General features: G+C 59.7%; 11 protein-coding genes. 5 read left to right on the top strand and 6 right to left on the bottom strand.

What is annotated here, in order from left to right:
- Positions 1-3: 3 nt before the first annotated feature.
- From ACA070_RS24660 to ACA070_RS24640, 5 genes are read right to left on the bottom strand one after another with little or no spacing between them, the layout of a single operon-like run.
- Entirely contained in the window at positions 4-1,410 is a 1,407-nt protein-coding gene (locus tag ACA070_RS24660; RefSeq protein ID WP_497448692.1) for an ATP-binding protein, read from the bottom strand.
- Positions 1,407-3,218, bottom strand: coding sequence for a DAHL domain-containing sensor histidine kinase (locus ACA070_RS24655; protein ID WP_497448691.1), 1,812 nt, complete (start codon positions 3,216-3,218; stop codon positions 1,407-1,409). The genes ACA070_RS24660 and ACA070_RS24655 overlap by 4 nt, the downstream gene beginning before the upstream one ends.
- Positions 3,215-4,174, bottom strand: coding sequence for a cytochrome-c peroxidase (locus ACA070_RS24650; protein WP_497448690.1), 960 nt, complete (start codon positions 4,172-4,174; stop codon positions 3,215-3,217). Before ACA070_RS24650 ends, ACA070_RS24655 begins: the two co-directional genes overlap by 4 nt.
- Positions 4,175-4,218: 44 nt before the next feature.
- Positions 4,219-6,093: a putative bifunctional diguanylate cyclase/phosphodiesterase gene (locus tag ACA070_RS24645; RefSeq protein ID WP_497448689.1), complete on the bottom strand. Its 1,875-nt coding sequence runs from the start codon at positions 6,091-6,093 to the stop codon at positions 4,219-4,221.
- Positions 6,090-8,393: an EAL domain-containing protein gene (locus ACA070_RS24640; RefSeq protein ID WP_497452018.1), complete on the bottom strand. Its 2,304-nt coding sequence runs from the start codon at positions 8,391-8,393 to the stop codon at positions 6,090-6,092. The genes ACA070_RS24645 and ACA070_RS24640 overlap by 4 nt, the downstream gene beginning before the upstream one ends.
- A 257-nt stretch (positions 8,394-8,650) precedes the next feature.
- On the opposite strand from ACA070_RS24640, the gene nosR reads away from it, so the two are divergent.
- The 4 genes from nosR to ACA070_RS24620 all read left to right on the top strand — a co-directional run bounded on the left by nosR (position 8,651) and on the right by ACA070_RS24620 (position 11,818).
- Entirely contained in the window at positions 8,651-10,030 is a 1,380-nt protein-coding gene (gene nosR / locus ACA070_RS24635) for a response regulator c-di-GMP phosphodiesterase, NosR family (protein ID WP_497448688.1), read from the top strand.
- Positions 10,031-10,220: 190 nt separating this feature from the next.
- Entirely contained in the window at positions 10,221-10,655 is a 435-nt protein-coding gene (locus tag ACA070_RS24630; RefSeq protein WP_497448687.1) for an NUDIX hydrolase, read from the top strand.
- Positions 10,656-10,679: 24 nt separating this feature from the next.
- Positions 10,680-11,318 (top strand): LysE family translocator, encoded by a 639-nt coding sequence (locus tag ACA070_RS24625; RefSeq protein WP_497448686.1) that lies wholly within the window; start codon positions 10,680-10,682, stop codon positions 11,316-11,318.
- Positions 11,319-11,320: 2 nt separating this feature from the next.
- Entirely contained in the window at positions 11,321-11,818 is a 498-nt protein-coding gene (locus tag ACA070_RS24620; protein ID WP_497448685.1) for a GNAT family N-acetyltransferase, read from the top strand.
- 120 nt (positions 11,819-11,938) lie between these two features.
- On the opposite strand, the gene metR is transcribed toward ACA070_RS24620, so the two are convergent.
- Positions 11,939-12,856, bottom strand: coding sequence for a transcriptional regulator MetR (metR, locus tag ACA070_RS24615; protein WP_131060908.1), 918 nt, complete (start codon positions 12,854-12,856; stop codon positions 11,939-11,941).
- A gap of 120 nt (positions 12,857-12,976) precedes the next feature.
- Between metR and metE the strand changes: the two genes are divergently transcribed.
- Positions 12,977-15,289: a 5-methyltetrahydropteroyltriglutamate--homocysteine S-methyltransferase gene (gene metE / locus ACA070_RS24610; RefSeq protein WP_497448684.1), complete on the top strand. Its 2,313-nt coding sequence runs from the start codon at positions 12,977-12,979 to the stop codon at positions 15,287-15,289.
- The last annotated feature ends 36 nt before the right edge of the window (positions 15,290-15,325 follow it).

The raw sequence follows: 15,325 nt of genomic DNA, 5'->3' as shown, positions 1-15,325 counted from the left end.
TGTTCAGGTGGCTGAGTTTGTCTGGTGCACGGGTAGCTCGACCCTGAATGTGCTTCCCACACCGACTTCACTCACTACCGAAATATCCCCCCCATGCTTCTTCACAATCCCATAAGACAGGGACAACCCAAGCCCTGTCCCCTGGCCCACCGGCTTGGTGGTGAAGAACGGGTCGAAGATTTTCTGCAAGCTGTCCGGGGCAATACCCGACCCGGTGTCTGCCACTTCGATCCACACCCGTTCACCCTCAAACCCGGTGCGCAGGGTGATGGTGCCGCGCTGCGGGCCCATTGCCTGGGACGCGTTGACGATCAGGTTCATGATCACCTGGTTGATTTGCGATGGCAGGCACTCGATGTCGGGCAGCGGCTGATACTCCTTCACCACGTCGGCCTTGTACTTGAGTTCATTGGCGACGATGTTCAGGGTCGATTCGATGCCCTGTTGCAGATTGGTCCACTGCCATTCCTGGTTGGAGTCCACGCGGGAGAAGTCCTTCAGGTCTTTGACGATCTGCCCGACGCGGTTGATGCCCTCCTTGGACTCCTTGATCAGCAACGGGATGTCGTCGCGCAGAAATTCCAGTTCGATCCGTTCACGTAACTGCCCGAGACGTTCGATCACCTCGTTTGAAGCAATCGCTTCTTCGGCTTCGCGGTAGGCGTCGAGCATTTCCTGCAGTTGCTTGAAGTAGCCATCAAGGCTGCCGAGGTTGGAGGAAATGAAGCCGATAGGGTTGTTGATTTCATGGGCGACACCGGCGGCCAATTGCCCCAGTGAGGCGAGTTTTTCCGACTGCACCAGTTGCGATTCAAGCTGTTTGCGCTCGTCGATTTCCCGCTGCAACGCCTCGCTGGCCTGTTTGAACTCGGTGGTGCGCTGGTCCACCAGATGCTCCAGGTGGCTCATCTGCACAAACGCGCGTTCGGTCATCTCCCACTTGGTCAGCAGGGTGTTGGCCATTTGCTGGACTTCGATGTTGTCGAAGGGTTTTTTCAGGATCAGCAAGCGGTCATGGGCCTGTAGACGGTCCAGCAGTTCATCCCAGGAATAGTCGGAATACGCGGTACACACCACCACTTGCAGGCGCGGGTCTTCCTGCCACAGATGTTCGATGGTCTGCGCGCCGTCCCAACCCTCAGGCATGCGCATGTCCACGAACGCGAGGGCGTAGGGGCGGCTTTCCTGCAACGCCTGAGTGAGTTTGCCCAGGCCTTCCTGGCCGCCATAGGCCGAATCCAGTTCGAAGAGGGGAGTGGTGGCTTTGACTTCACTGCCAAATAGCGTGGCTTCCATCTCGTCCAGTTCAACGTGCTGCACCGAAACCGGTGTGAGGATCTTGCGAAAGTCGGCATGAATCGACGGTGTGTCGTCGATCAGCAGAATTCGCCGGTTCGCAAGTTCACTCATGCCTCCTCCGGGACGGTTTTCAACGGGATCTGCAGGGTGAACTGTGCGCCCTTGCCAGGCCCGTCACTGTGAGCGCTGAGATGGCCGTTCATTTCGATAGCCGCCAATGCGCAGCTGTGCAGACCAAAGCCGTGACCTTCCTTGCGGGTGGTAAAACCGTGGGCAAAGATGCGCGTCATGTTCTCCGGCGCGATGCCTTCGCCATCATCCTTGACGCTGATTTGCAGGGTGGCGTCTTCAACGATTTTTACCCCGAGGGTCATTTGTCGCGGACGATTGCTGAGGTCGGACATGGCGTATTTTGCATTGCTGATGAGGTTGATCAGGATCAGCAGCAAGCGGTGCTTGTCCCCCATGACCTGCGGCACCTCGTTGTACTCCTTGACCACCGTGACGTGATGCCGGGTCAGCGCACCGGAGTTCATGCGCAAGGCGTCTTCCAGCAGTTCACTGATGTGCAGCGGTTCCATCAGGCTGTTGGCGCCGGCGTAGGACTGTTGGGTGGCGACGATGTCCTTGATGTGATCGACGCTTTTGGTCAGTTGGGCCAGTTCCTCGGTCATGTTCTGTTGTTCGAGCGCAATGGCGTCGACCAGTTGATTCAGGTAGCCAGGGAGCAATTTGCCTTTTTCGTCCAGGGTCAGAAAGGTGCCCAGGTCGCCTTGATGTTCGTTGATCAGCTGCATGGCCTTGCCCAGCCCCTGGGCCTTGCTGCTGCGCAGTTTGCGACTGACGAGGTCGGCGGAAATGTTCACGCTGTTAAGCACGTTGCCAACGTTGTGCAGCACATTGGTAGCGATTTCGGCCATGCCGGCCTGGCGCGCGGTGTCCAGCAATTCGCTCTGGGTATCCTTGAGCTCGCGGGTGCGTTCTTCGACCCGTTTTTCGAGGTCATCATTGGCAGTTTTCAGGTCTTTGTTGACGCGATTGATCACGGTGAAACTGCGCATCAGGTGAATCGCCAGGTACACCAGCAACAGCACCAGCAGCACCGAAAACGCCAGCATGTAGAAGTGATAACGCTGGTCGATCGCATCGGTGCGCTGCTGATCGTTGTTTAGCAGATCGGTGATGTCGTCCAGCCGTTCGGCCACGGGAATGGCCTCGATGTTTTCCAGCAACCGGTTGACCACCGGCTGTTCCCGCAGGATCAGCTCGATGTGCTTGTCGAGAATATCCAGCGGACTGTGGAATTGCTCCGGCAGTCGCAGTTTGTTCACTTTCAGTTTGCTCAGGCCCACCAGAATTTCGGCGGCCTTGCCGTCAGAGGTGACCATGGCGAACTCCATGGTGCTGAGTACCAGGTCATACGTGTCGTTGGCGATGTTTTGCAGTTGCAGTTTGTCTCCGTCCTGCAACTGGGCGAGGGGTTCCTGAATGTCGTCTTCGGCGGTCGGCAGAAACGCCAGTGAGTTGCGCAACACGGCATTGTGGGACTTGAATTGTTCCACCAGCCGGGTCTTTTCCTCGATGGCGCTCAGGTACGCATCATGGCTGGTGAGCCAGGCGGGCGAGTCGTTGCGGCCGTGATTCGACTCCATCGTGTCGAACCGCTCCCACAGCTTCGTCATCTCGGTCAACGGTGCGACCAGCGGATCGTAGTTGTGGTTGATGGCAATCCTGGCCTTGAGGATTTCCGTTTCCCATTGCGCGTTCAGCTGTTTCATCCGGGAAACCAGATCCCGGGATTCGGCGTAGGTCGACGTCTGGTTCGAGCTGGATTTGAGGTACAGAAACAGCAGTATCGAGGCCAGTATCAGGGCCACGATACCGAGGAGCGCCAGGCTGCGTCCGCGAGACATTTTCATAACGGTTTGCCCTCCCATTCACCGGTCAGGGTCTTGAGGAATTGGATGATCAGCACCTTGTCCTCGGTGGAGGGAATGCGCCCCAGCTGAAACGTGAACATCACGTCCACGGCCTCTTCGAGGGTTTTGGCCGAACCGTCGTGAAAGTACGGCGCGGTCACGGCGACGTTACGCAGGCTCGGAACCTTGAACACGTTGCGGTCCTCTTCGTCCTTGGTCACCAGGTAGCGGCCCAGGTCGGATTCAGTCGAGTTGCCTCGCGTCTTGAAGTAATCACCCATCACTCCGAATTTCTGGAACATGTTGCCGCCGATGTTGATCCCCTGATGGCAGGTGATGCAGCCGTAGTCCTTGAAGCGTTGATAACCGTACTTCTCCTCGTGGGTGAGGATGTCGGTATCGCCCCGCAGGTATTGGTCGAAACGCGAGTTGGCGCTGATCAGCGTGCGCTCGTAGGTGGCCAGGGCGTTTTGCACATTGTTCATGGTCACGCCGTCCGGGTAAGCATTGCCGAACGCGGTTTGATAAGCCGGATCGGCGGACAGCGTTTGCACCACGTGTTTCCAGTTGCTCCCCATTTCACTGGGGCTCTGCACCACGGTGTGGACCTGGGTTTCCAGGGTGTCGGCGCGGCCGTTCCAGAACTGCCTGAAGTTCAGGCTGGCGTTGAACACGCTGGGGGTGTTCATGGCGACTGGAAGACCGTTGAAACCGATGGAAAACGCCTTGTTATCGGCACCGCCGCTTTCAAGTCGGTGGCAACTGGCGCAGGACAGGCTGCTGTTGACCGACAAACGGGGTTCATTGAATAACTGGCGACCCAATTCCACCCGCAGAGGGTTTTGCTGTGGGACAGCCGGCAGCGGTTTAAGCGGTTCGTCCAGTGGCGCGCCGCTGGCCGTCAGGCAAAGCCCGAGCAAAGGCAGCAGAAGAAGACGGTGGGAGGATGGCGACATCTGATACTTCCTTGGCTGATAGCCCGTGTGTCGCTGCTTATCGGTCATGTGGTGGCAGGAGGAGGGGATTTCACCGACGTCAGGTATTGCACAAACGCGTCCGGCGCCACGGCTTTGCTGAAGTAGTAACCCTGGCCTTCCTCGCACTGATGGGCCTTGAGGAAATCCAGCTGTTCGAGGGTTTCCACCCCTTCGGCGATGATGGTCAGCTTGAGGCTCTTGCCCAGGCTGATGATGGCGCTGACCAGCGCGGCGTCGTTGCTGTCCCGGCTCAGGCCACGAATGAACGACTGATCGATTTTCAGCACGTCGATGGGAAAACGCCGCAGGTAACTCAGGCTGGAATAACCGGTGCCGAAGTCGTCAATGGCCAGTCGCACCCCCATTGCCTTGATCCGGTTCAGGGCGGTGACCGTGGCATCGATGTTCTGCATCAGCACGCCTTCGGTGATTTCCAGCTCCAGCAATGACGGGTCCAGACCGGTTTGATCGAGGACCTGTTCAATGCCTTCGACAAAGTCTCGCTGACGAAAATCGATGGCCGACACATTCACCGACATGCACAGCCTCGGCAGCCCCGCTGCCTGCCAGGCACAGGCTTGTCGACAGGCCTGGGCCAGCACCCATTTGCTCAACGGCACGATCAAGCCACTGTCTTCGGCCACCCCAATGAAATCCGACGGGTAAACCCAGCCATGCCCCGGTTTCTGCCAGCGAATCAACGCCTCTGCACCGACCACCTCGCCGGTGCCCAGGTCCAGTTTTGGCTGGTAATGCAGCACAAATTCGTCCCGCTCCAGTGCCAGGCGAATACCCGACTCGATGCTCTGCTGATCCCGGGCACGCTGGTTCATCTCGTCGATGAAAAAGCGAAAGTCGTTGGGGCCGCTTTCTTTGACGTTGCGCATCGCCGTTTCGGCTTTCTTGATCAGTGCGATGGCATCGAAGCCGTCATCGGGGTAGATGCTGATGCCCAGGCTGGCGGTCACGCTCAGGTCATGGCCCGCGATGTGCTGGGGCGTGCAAATGGCGTTCAAGAGTTTTTCAGCGATGCCTTTGGTCTGTTGCGGATGACGGATATCAGCGAGGATCACCACGAACTCGTCAGAGCCGTAGCGAAACACCGAATCGGACTCACGCACCGTGGACACCAGGCTCTGCCCAACTCTTTTGAGCATCTCGTCACCGGCCGGATGACCCAGGGCATTGTTGATGCGCTTGAAGCGATCAAGGCCCAGAAACATCACCGCCAGTTGCTTGTCATGGCGGCGGGACAACGCCAGGGACTGGTTCAGCCGATCACCGAGCAGCGTGCTGTTTGGCAGATCGGTCAATACGTCGTATTGCAGCAGATGAGACACCTTGAGCAGTTCGTGGACCCGCGCCTCGATGGTTTGCTCCAGGCTTTGCACTTTCGTCTCCGCGTCGTGCGTCATCTGCCATTTCCAGGTCAGAGCACTGGCCATCTGGCGGATTTCCAGACTGTCGAAGGGCTTTTTCAACACCAGCAACTGGTCGCCGAACTCCAGCCGTTCAGCCATGTCTTCCCAGCTGTAATCGGAAAAGGCGGTGCACAGCGCGATTTGCAGATGTGGGTCGATCTTCCAGAGTTGTTCGATGGTTTCCAGCCCGTCCCAACCCGGCGGCATGCGCATGTCGGTGAACGCCATGGCGTAGGGGCGTCCTTCGGCCTGGGCGCGTTTGACCAGTTCGAGGGCTTCCTCGCCCTGAAACGCAGAGTCGAGCTGGAACGTCAGTCGGGCAGGCTTGAGCGTGCCGAACAACGCCTCTTCAGTGCCGGCCAGGGACCGCTCATCGTCGGAATCGGGGCCGAGGATCTTGTGAAAGTCCTGATGGATCGAGGGCGTGTCGTCGATGATCAGGATGCGCCGGTTGGTCTGGACGGACGAAGTTTTCATCCTTGGCCCTCCGTGGTGCGCGGGTTGTCCAGGGGCGGCCCGTTTCCTGGGCTGGTGGGCACGATACTGCCGGCTTTAAGTAATTCGGCTGCCTGTTGGCTGCTGACCGCTTTACTGAAGAAGTAACCCTGAGCGTTCATTGGCGAGCCTGTGGCCATCAGCGAACTGCGCTGTTCCTGGGTTTCGACACCTTCGGCGATGATTCCGATCCCTACCTCGCGAGCGAAATTGATAATCGCGCGCAACGTGTTGGCGCTGGCCGGATCGCGGGCCGCGGTGTCGATGAAGGCCTGGGCGAGTTTCAGGTGATTGACCTGGTAGGTCTTGAGGTAGTCGAACGAGGAATACTCAGTGCCGAAGTCGTCGATGGCGATCTTCACCCCCAGCTCCCGCAGGCGCGGCAGCACGTCGTTGTGGGTCCATTTGGTCTGGGCCAGGGTCGCTTCGGTGACATCGAAGCGCAGGTCCCAGGCGCACAGTTCCCAGCGCGCGGTGGTGCGCAGCACGTCATAGATCAGTTCGGGCCCACTTTTGAGCTGGGCCAGGGACAGCTTGATGGCAATGACCGGCGGGGCCATGCCTTCATCGCGCCACTGGCGCATTTGCTGGCAGGCGCGATCCAGCACCCAGTGACCGAGGGCGATAATGGCGCCGGTTTTTTCCGCCGCCGGCAGGAACGCCGGCGCTTCCAGCAATCCACGCTCGGGGTGGTTCCAGCTGACCTGGGCTTCCATGCCGAGGATCCTGCCGCTGCTCAGGTCAACTTCCGGCCAGTAATTGAGTTCGAGTTCGTCATGCTCAATGGCGGTTTTCAGATCGTTGGCGATGGTCATGCGCTCGACCACCTCCTGATTGATCTCCTCGGAGTGAAAGTGATACTGGTTGCGGCCCTTTTCCTTGGAGCGATACAGCGCCATGTCGGCCTGGTTCAGCAGGCCGTCGGCGCTTGTGATGAGCGGCGAATAGCTGCTGATGCCGATGCTGACCGAAACGCGTACGTCATTGCCGGCCAGGGAGTAGGGCAGCACCAGCGCATCGCGGACCTTGCCGGCCAATGATGCGGACTGGGTCGGGTCGCCGACATCCAGTTGCAGGATGGCGAACTCGTCGCCGCCGAGGCGCGCGACCACATCGTTTTCGCGCACACAGGCCTTGATGCGCCGGGCGACTTCCTGCAGCAACAGGTCGCCCACCGGATGACCAAGGGTATCGTTGATGCGTTTGAAGTGATCGAGGTCCAGGTAGAACATCGCGAACGGTGTGGCGCCCCGACGTGCGGCGGCGAATGCCTGGTGCAGGCGTTCGATCAGGGTGGCCCGGTTGGCCAGGCCCGTGAGCCCGTCGGTGCGTGCCAGCAGGGCGATTTTCTCCTCGGCGACCTTGCGTTCCGTGACATCGATGATGATGCCTTCGACTTCCAGCAAGCGTCCTTCATCGTCACGCACCGGGATATAGCGGTTTTCGACCCAGCGCCAGGCACCGTCGCCGGTGCGCATCCGGAACTCGATGGACGCGCCTGCCGCATGGCGGTCCAGCACCCGGGCCATGGCCGTATCGACCTTCGATTGGTCGTCCGGGTGGATCAACTCCTGGGCCCAGTTGGCCGAGGCGACGAGGTTCGCCGCGACGTGACCGTACTTGGTGATGTTGTGGGAGATGTACATCAGCGGAAACAACGGTTCGCCCCGCAGGCGATAGAGAATGGTCGGGCTGTTCTGCACGATGATGTTGGCATCGGACAGCTCCCGGGTGCGTTCTTCGACGGCCTGTTCCAGCAGCGACATTTTCAGCTCGGCGTCTTCGGTCATCTGCCATTTGGCGGTCAATGCGCTGGCCAGTTGCCGGATTTCGATGGCATCGAAGGGTTTTTTCAGGATCAGCAGTCGGTCGCCCAGCTCCAGGCGTTCATCGATGTCTTCCCAGGAATAGTCGGAATAGGCGGTGCACAGCGCCACTTGCAGCTTGGGGTCGACCTGCCACAGCCGTTCGATGGTTTGCAGACCGTCCCAGCCCGGCGGCATGCGCATGTCGATGAAGGCCATTGCGTAGGGCAGGTCGTTGGCCAGCGCTCGCTCGACCTTGTCCAGTGCTTCGAGGCCCTGATACGCCGAGTCGAGCACGAAACTTTGCAGTGTTGCCGTCGCTTGAGTCCCGAACAGGGCGTTTTCGGCGCTGATCAGCTCGTCGTCATCAATCGATGGCGGGCTGAGGATCTTGATGAAGTCTGCATGAATGGAAGCAGTGTCGTCGACGATAAGTATCCGACGGTTGGTTCGCGCCAGCAGCGTATTCATAGGTATACGCCGGGAGCGGTGGCAGTGTGGAGCGGTGTGCTCATAGGGGCATCCTTTCCCTGATCACGTGGCAACGGTACAGATAATGGATCCGAGTGAACTGAGCATAGTCGCCCGTGCAGCACTTCGCCCGGTCGACTGAGACGAATCATTTCCAGGGGCCTTGCTGGAAATCATCTAGCCTGTAGCTCAGGCAGGGCCAGAAACGGAATGTTTTGGCTGATGACTGACGCAACAACGCCCGTTTCGCTTGAGGTAATGCCATGGAAGAGCAACTCCCCACGACTGCCGCCTATAAACCCACGATTCTGCTGGTCGACGATGAGGAATCGATCCTCAACAGTCTGCGTCGGCTCTTGCGCGGCCAACCCTACGACGTGCTGCTGGCGACCAGCGGTGCCCAGGCCCTCGAAATCATGGCCAAACAGCCGGTCGACCTGGTGATGAGCGATGCGCGCATGCCCAATATGGACGGCGCCACGCTGCTGGCGCACATTCACCAGCTCCATCCCGGCACGCTGCGCATTTTGCTGACCGGTTATGCCGACCCGACGATGATGGTCAAAGCAATCAACGATGGGCAGATTTACCGTTACATCAGCAAGCCCTGGCACGATGAGGAGTTGGTGTTGACGTTGCGACAATCCCTCGCCTACCAGCATTCCGAGCGCGAACGGTTGCGCCTGGTGCAGGAGACGTGGGACCGCAACGAGGAATTGAAGCTGCTCAACGCGACCCTGGAAAAACACGTTGCGTCCCGTACCTCGGAGCTGCAACAGACCGCCGACATGCTCGACCTGGCCTACGAAGAGCTCAAACACAGCTATGTCACCGGCACCGAGGTGTTTTCGTTGCTGGCCAACCTGCGTTTACCGCCGGCCAAGCAGACTAACCGGCAGATCATCGAGCTGGTGCGGGTGTACTGCAAACTCCATGGCCTGGACGAGGGCAGCACCCGCGACCTGACCATGGCCGCGGCGCTCTACAACATCGGCAAGCTGAGCTGGACCGACAGCATGATGACCGCGCCTGCGGACCTGCTGCACCACAGCGATCAGGAGCGCTATCGCGGTTATCCGAAGCAGAGTGAATCGTTGCTGATGACCCTCGACCCAATGAAAGATGCCGCTCGCCTGATTCTTCACCATCAGGAACGCTGGGATGGCACTGGTTTCCCCGACCGGCTCAAGGGCGAGGCGATCCCGCTGGGTTCGCGGTGGCTGAAACTGGCGGTGGATTTCATCGAGTTGCAGCGTGGGCTGATCCTTGAGCGCCAGATGAACAGCGATGAAGCGCTGGTCTATATCCGCCAGTACGCCGGTCGACTCTACGATCCGGCGCTGGTCGAGGACTTCATTCAGGTCTGCGCCGCGTATCTGAGTGATGTGTCGCTGGCCGATCCGACGGTCAAGGTACTGACCACCCGGGACCTGGCAGCGGGCATGATTCTGGCGCACAACCTCAACGCCGATAACGGCATGTTGCTGCTCAATGCGGGCAAGGTGCTGAGTGGGCCGCTGGTGGAGAAACTGATCGCTTTCGAGGCGATGGAAGGGGCGAAGTACAGTGTTTTTGTGAAGGTGCCGGAAGTGCAGGAGGCCGCGATTCCCGAAGCGCCAGAGGTCGTCCAGCCACTGCCGTGATCCCCTGTGGGAGCGGGCTTGCTCGCGAAGGCGTCGTGTCAGTCGACATCTACTTGATTGACACACCGCTTTCGCGAGCAAGCCCGCTCCCACAAAGGTTCAGCAGTGCTCGGCAGATATTTTTTCCCCGTGACGACGCCCCGACACCCATGTGATCCTTGCGGTTTTTACCCAAGGCCACTCCAGATCCATGACACTTTCATCTGCCGCTTCCCCCCGCATCATCCGCATTGCCGCCGCCCTGCTGATCGGCCCCGACGGTCGCACGCTGTTGGTCCGCAAGCGCGGCACCGAAGCCTTCATGCAACCCGGCGGCAAGATCGAGGCCCACGAGCAACCGGTTCATGCCCTGGCCCGTGAACTGGAAGAAGAGCTTGGGCTGGTCATCGACCCCGCGCACGCCACCTACCTGGGACCTTTCTCGGCACCGGCCGCCAACGAGCCGGGTTTTGTCGTACAGGCCGAACTCTTTCAGCTGACCATCGATTCAGACGTATCACCTGCGGCGGAGATCGAAGAGGTGCGCTGGATCGATCCGGCCACCGACGGCAATCTCACGCTGGCGCCATTGACACGAGACCTGATCCTGCCGTTTTATCGAGCGTCGCTGACCGCGACCGTCTGATTACTCACGGACCAGGATTGCCCTATGATCCCGCTACCAGACTTGCTGATTTTCGCCGCCGCCGCGTTGCTGATGGTGCTGACGCCGGGGCCGAACATGATTTACCTGATCTCCCGATCGATCTGCCAGGGGCGCAAGGCCGGCGTGACCTCGTTGCTCGGTGTGGTCGCGGGGTTTTTCGTGCATTTGTTCGCCGCCGCGGCCGGCTTGACCGCGGTGTTTCTGGCCGTGCCGATGGCCTACGAAGTGCTGAAGTGGGCCGGTGCGCTGTACCTGGTGTGGCTGGCCTGGCAGGCGGTCAAGCCCGGGGCGCGTTCACCTTTCGAAGCGCAACAGTTGCCGCCGGACTCGTCGCGCAAACTGATCACCATGGGGTTTCTCACCAGTGCCTTGAACCCGAAGATTGCGGTGTTTTACCTGTCGGTGTTTCCGCAATTCATCTCGTCTGAACATGGCTCGGTGTTCACCCAAAGCATCGTGCTGGGCTTGACCCAGATCAGCGTCAGTTTCTGCGTCAATCTGCTGATCGCAATCTTCGCTGCGGGCATCGCGTCGTGGTTCGTCAACAACCCGACCTGGCTGGCGGTGCAGCGTTATTTCATGGGGTTTGTCTTGTCAGCGCTGGCAGTGCGGCTGATGCTTGAGCAACGTCGGACGGCTTGATCATGTGGATTGAACGACTGGATGCCAGCCATGCCCTGGATTATCGGGCTCTGATGCTTGAAGCCTATGACCTGCATCCGCAGGCGTTCACTTCCAGCGTACGTGAGCGTGCCGCGATGCCGCTGAGTTGGTGGGAGTCGCGCCTGACCAGCAAACTGGATGTGGTGCTTGGGGCGTTTGACGAGGGCAAGTTGGCAGGCATCGTCGGCCTGGCCTTCGAACCCCGGGAAAAGGCCCGGCACAAGGCGACGTTGTTTGGCATGTACGTGTCTGGAAAGGTTCGCGAGCGGGGGTGGGGTCAACAACTGGTGCAAGCCGCGTTGGCTGAAGCGCAGAACCATCAAGGCCTGAGACTGATCCAGCTGACCGTCACCGCGGGCAACGAGGCCGCGTTCAACCTGTACAAGCGTTGCGGCTTTGTACAGTACGGCCTCGAACCCATGGCGGTACGCGTCGGCGAAGACTACTTCGACAAAATCCACATGTGGCGCGAACTCTAAGGATCACATAGATCCTGTAGGAGCGAGGCTTGCCCGCGAAGGCGTCGTGACAATCGACATCTACTTGGCTGATACACCGCTTTCGCGGGCAAGCCTCGCTCCTACAGGTCTTGTGGTGTGTCAGCGGACTGCGCTAACCCCATCCAGTGTCGAGAACGACGTGTCTTTGGCCGTCAGCAAAAAATCGCGCATGTACGGCGCATCCAGCATGTCCGCGCGAATCCCCGCATACAGCGTCGCAAACAATCCCTTCTCGCCCAGCCGCTTGGCCTTCACGTAACCCCGTGAGCTGTATTCGTGCAGCGCCCAATGGGGCATGCCGCACACGCCGCGTCCGCTGGCCACCAGTTGCATCATCATCACCGTCAGTTCCGAGGTGCGGACCTGCGCCGGTTCGATATCGGCGGGTTCGAGGAAGCGGGTAAAGATGTCCAGCCGATCGCGTTCCACCGGGTAGGTGATCAGCGTTTCCGTGAGCAGATCTTCCGGAACGATGTAGGCCTTGCTCGCCAGACGGTGCTGGTTGGCTACCGCGAGCATCGCTTCATACGTGAACAACGGCACGTAAGTGATCCCCGCCAGTTCCAGCGGGTCGGAGGTCACCACCAAATCCAGATCGCCACGGGCCAGGGCCGGCAGCGGGGCAAAGGAGAAGCCTGAGGCCAGGTCCAGCTCGACTTCCGGCCAGGCATCGCGGAACTGATCGATGGTCGGCATCAGCCACTGGAAGCAACTGTGGCATTCGATCGCCATATGCAAACGGCCCGCCGTACCGCCCGCCAGGCGCGCGATATCACGTTCGGCGCCGCGCAGCAGCGGCAAGGTCGCGTCCGCCAGTTGCAGCAGGCGCAAACCGGCGCTGGTGAAGCGCACCGGTTTGGTTTTGCGCACGAACAACGGCATCCCCAGCCGTTCCTCAAGCTCCTTGAACTGGTGGGACAGGGCCGACTGGGTCAGGTGCAGGCGGTCGGCGGCATCGACCAGGCTGTCCGCTTCGCGCAAGGCGTGCAGGGTCTTCAGGTGACGGATTTCAAGCACCGGATGGCTCCATGAGGAAAACTTGTGATCAACACGAAAAGGTTGAGTTTGTCTCATGTTGGGTTGGCTGTCGACAATGGCGCCATGTTTTACAGCCTCTTTTACAGGAAGAAACTCACCATGGCTCTGGCCCACACACTTGGTTTTCCACGCATCGGCGCGGACCGCGAACTGAAAAAAGCCCTCGAATCCTTCTGGAAGGGCGATCTCGATCAGGACGCGCTGAAAAGCGTCGGCCGCCAACTGCGTGCCAACCACTGGCAGTTGCAGAAAGACGCCGGCATCGACCTACTGCCCGTCGGCGACTTCGCCTGGTACGACCAGGTGCTGACTCATTCCCTGACCTTCGGCGTGATCCCCGAGCGTTTCGACAGTGTCAAGGATGCGCGCGGCCTGCCGACCCTCGACACCCTGTTCGCCATGGCCCGAGGCGCTACCGCGACCTGCTGCGGCGGTGAACACACCCAGTTGCAATACGCCCAGGAACTGACCAAGTGGTTCGACACCAACTACCACTATCTGGTCCCGGAATTCACTGCTGACCAGCAGTTCAAACTGAGCTGGGAACAGCTGTTCGACGAAGTCGACGAAGCCAAGGCCCTGGGCCACAACGTCAAACCAGTGATCATCGGCCCGCTGACTTACCTGTGGCTGGGCAAGGCCAAAGGCAAGGACTTCGACAAGCTCGATCTGCTGGAGCGCTTGCTGCCGATCTACGGTGAAATCCTCGGCCGCCTTGCCGCGCAAGGCGTGGAATGGGTGCAGATCGACGAACCGATCCTGACCCTCGACCTGCCGCAAGCCTGGAAAAACGCCTTCGAACGCGCTTATCACATCCTTCAATATTCGCCGCTGAAAAAACTCGTGGCCACCTACTTCAGCGGCCTGGAAGACAACCTCGGCCTGGCGGTCGGCCTGCCCGTGCAAGGCCTGCACATCGACGCGGTGCGTGCGCCGGATCAACTCGGCCAGGTGCTGGATCGTCTGCCGACCTACAAGATTCTGTCGGTGGGCCTGGTCAACGGCCGCAACGTCTGGCGTTGCGAACTGGAGCAAGTTCTGGCGCAACTGCAACCGGCCCAGGAACGCTTTGGCGACAACCTGTGGGTCAGCAGTTCCTGCTCGTTGCTGCACAGCCCGGTGGACCTGGAACGCGAAGACAAACTCGATCCTGAACTGAAAAGCTGGCTGGCCTTTGCTGTACAAAAGTGCGGGGAAATCGCCGTGCTGCGCGATGCCCTCAACGACCCGCAATCGCCCAAGGTGCAAACCGCACTCGCCGAAAGCCGAGCGATTCAGGCCAGCCGCGCCGAGTCACCGCGTATCCATAAAGCCCAGGTGCAGGCACGCATCAACGCCATCAGCGCAGCAGACAGCCAACGCCACTCGCCGTTTGCCAAACGCATCGCGCAGCAACAGGCGCGTTTGAAACTGCCGCCATTTCCGACCACTACCATCGGCTCGTTTCCGCAGACCGGTTCGATTCGTCTGGCACGCCAGGCCTTCAAGCAAGGCAAGCTGTCGGCCAACGATTACACCGACGCCATGCACAGTGAAATCCGCCACGCGGTGCAAGTTCAGGAACGCCTGGGCCTGGATGTGTTGGTACACGGCGAAGCCGAACGCAACGACATGGTCGAGTACTTCGCCGAGCAACTGGACGGCTACCTGTTCACCCGTTTCGGCTGGGTGCAGAGCTACGGTTCGCGCTGCGTCAAACCGGCGATCATCTACGGCGACCTGAGCCGCCCGAACGCCATGACCGTCGACTGGATCACCTATGCACAGAGCCTGACCGACAAGGTCATGAAAGGCATGCTCACCGGTCCCGTGACCATGCTGATGTGGTCGTTCCCCCGCGAAGACGTCTCGCGCAAAATCCAGGCGCAACAGTTGGCCCTGGCCCTGCGTGACGAAGTGGTCGACCTGGAAAACGCCGGCATCAAAATCGTGCAGATCGACGAAGCCGCATTCCGCGAAGGCTTGCCGCTGCGCCGGGCGCAATGGCAGGAATACCTGGACTGGGCGGTGGAAGCGTTCCGCTTGAGTGCTTCCGGTGTGCGGGATGAAACCCAGATCCATACCCACATGTGCTACAGCGAGTTCAACGATGTGATCGAGTCCATCGCGGCGATGGATGCCGATGTGATCACCATCGAAACTTCGCGTTCGGACATGGAATTGCTGGACGCCTTCGAAGCGTTCGACTACCCGAACGACATCGGCCCGGGTGTGTATGACATTCACTCGCCACGAGTGCCGGACACGGGAGAGATGGTCAAGTTGATGAGCAAAGCCGTTAAACGCATTCCGGCGGAGCGTTTGTGGGTGAACCCCGATTGCGGGTTGAAGACCCGGGCCTGGCCGGAGACTGAGGCGGCGTTGGTGAATATGGTGGCGGCGGCAAGGCAGTTGCGGAGTCAGTTGGCCTGACGACTAGTCGCTTTTCAGCTTGAATGAAAAACCCGC

The organism is Pseudomonas sp. LBUM1678 (assembly GCF_059695575.1).
The sequence above is the reverse complement of the archived record's forward strand: the minus strand, read 5'-3'. Positions and strand labels throughout refer to the sequence as shown.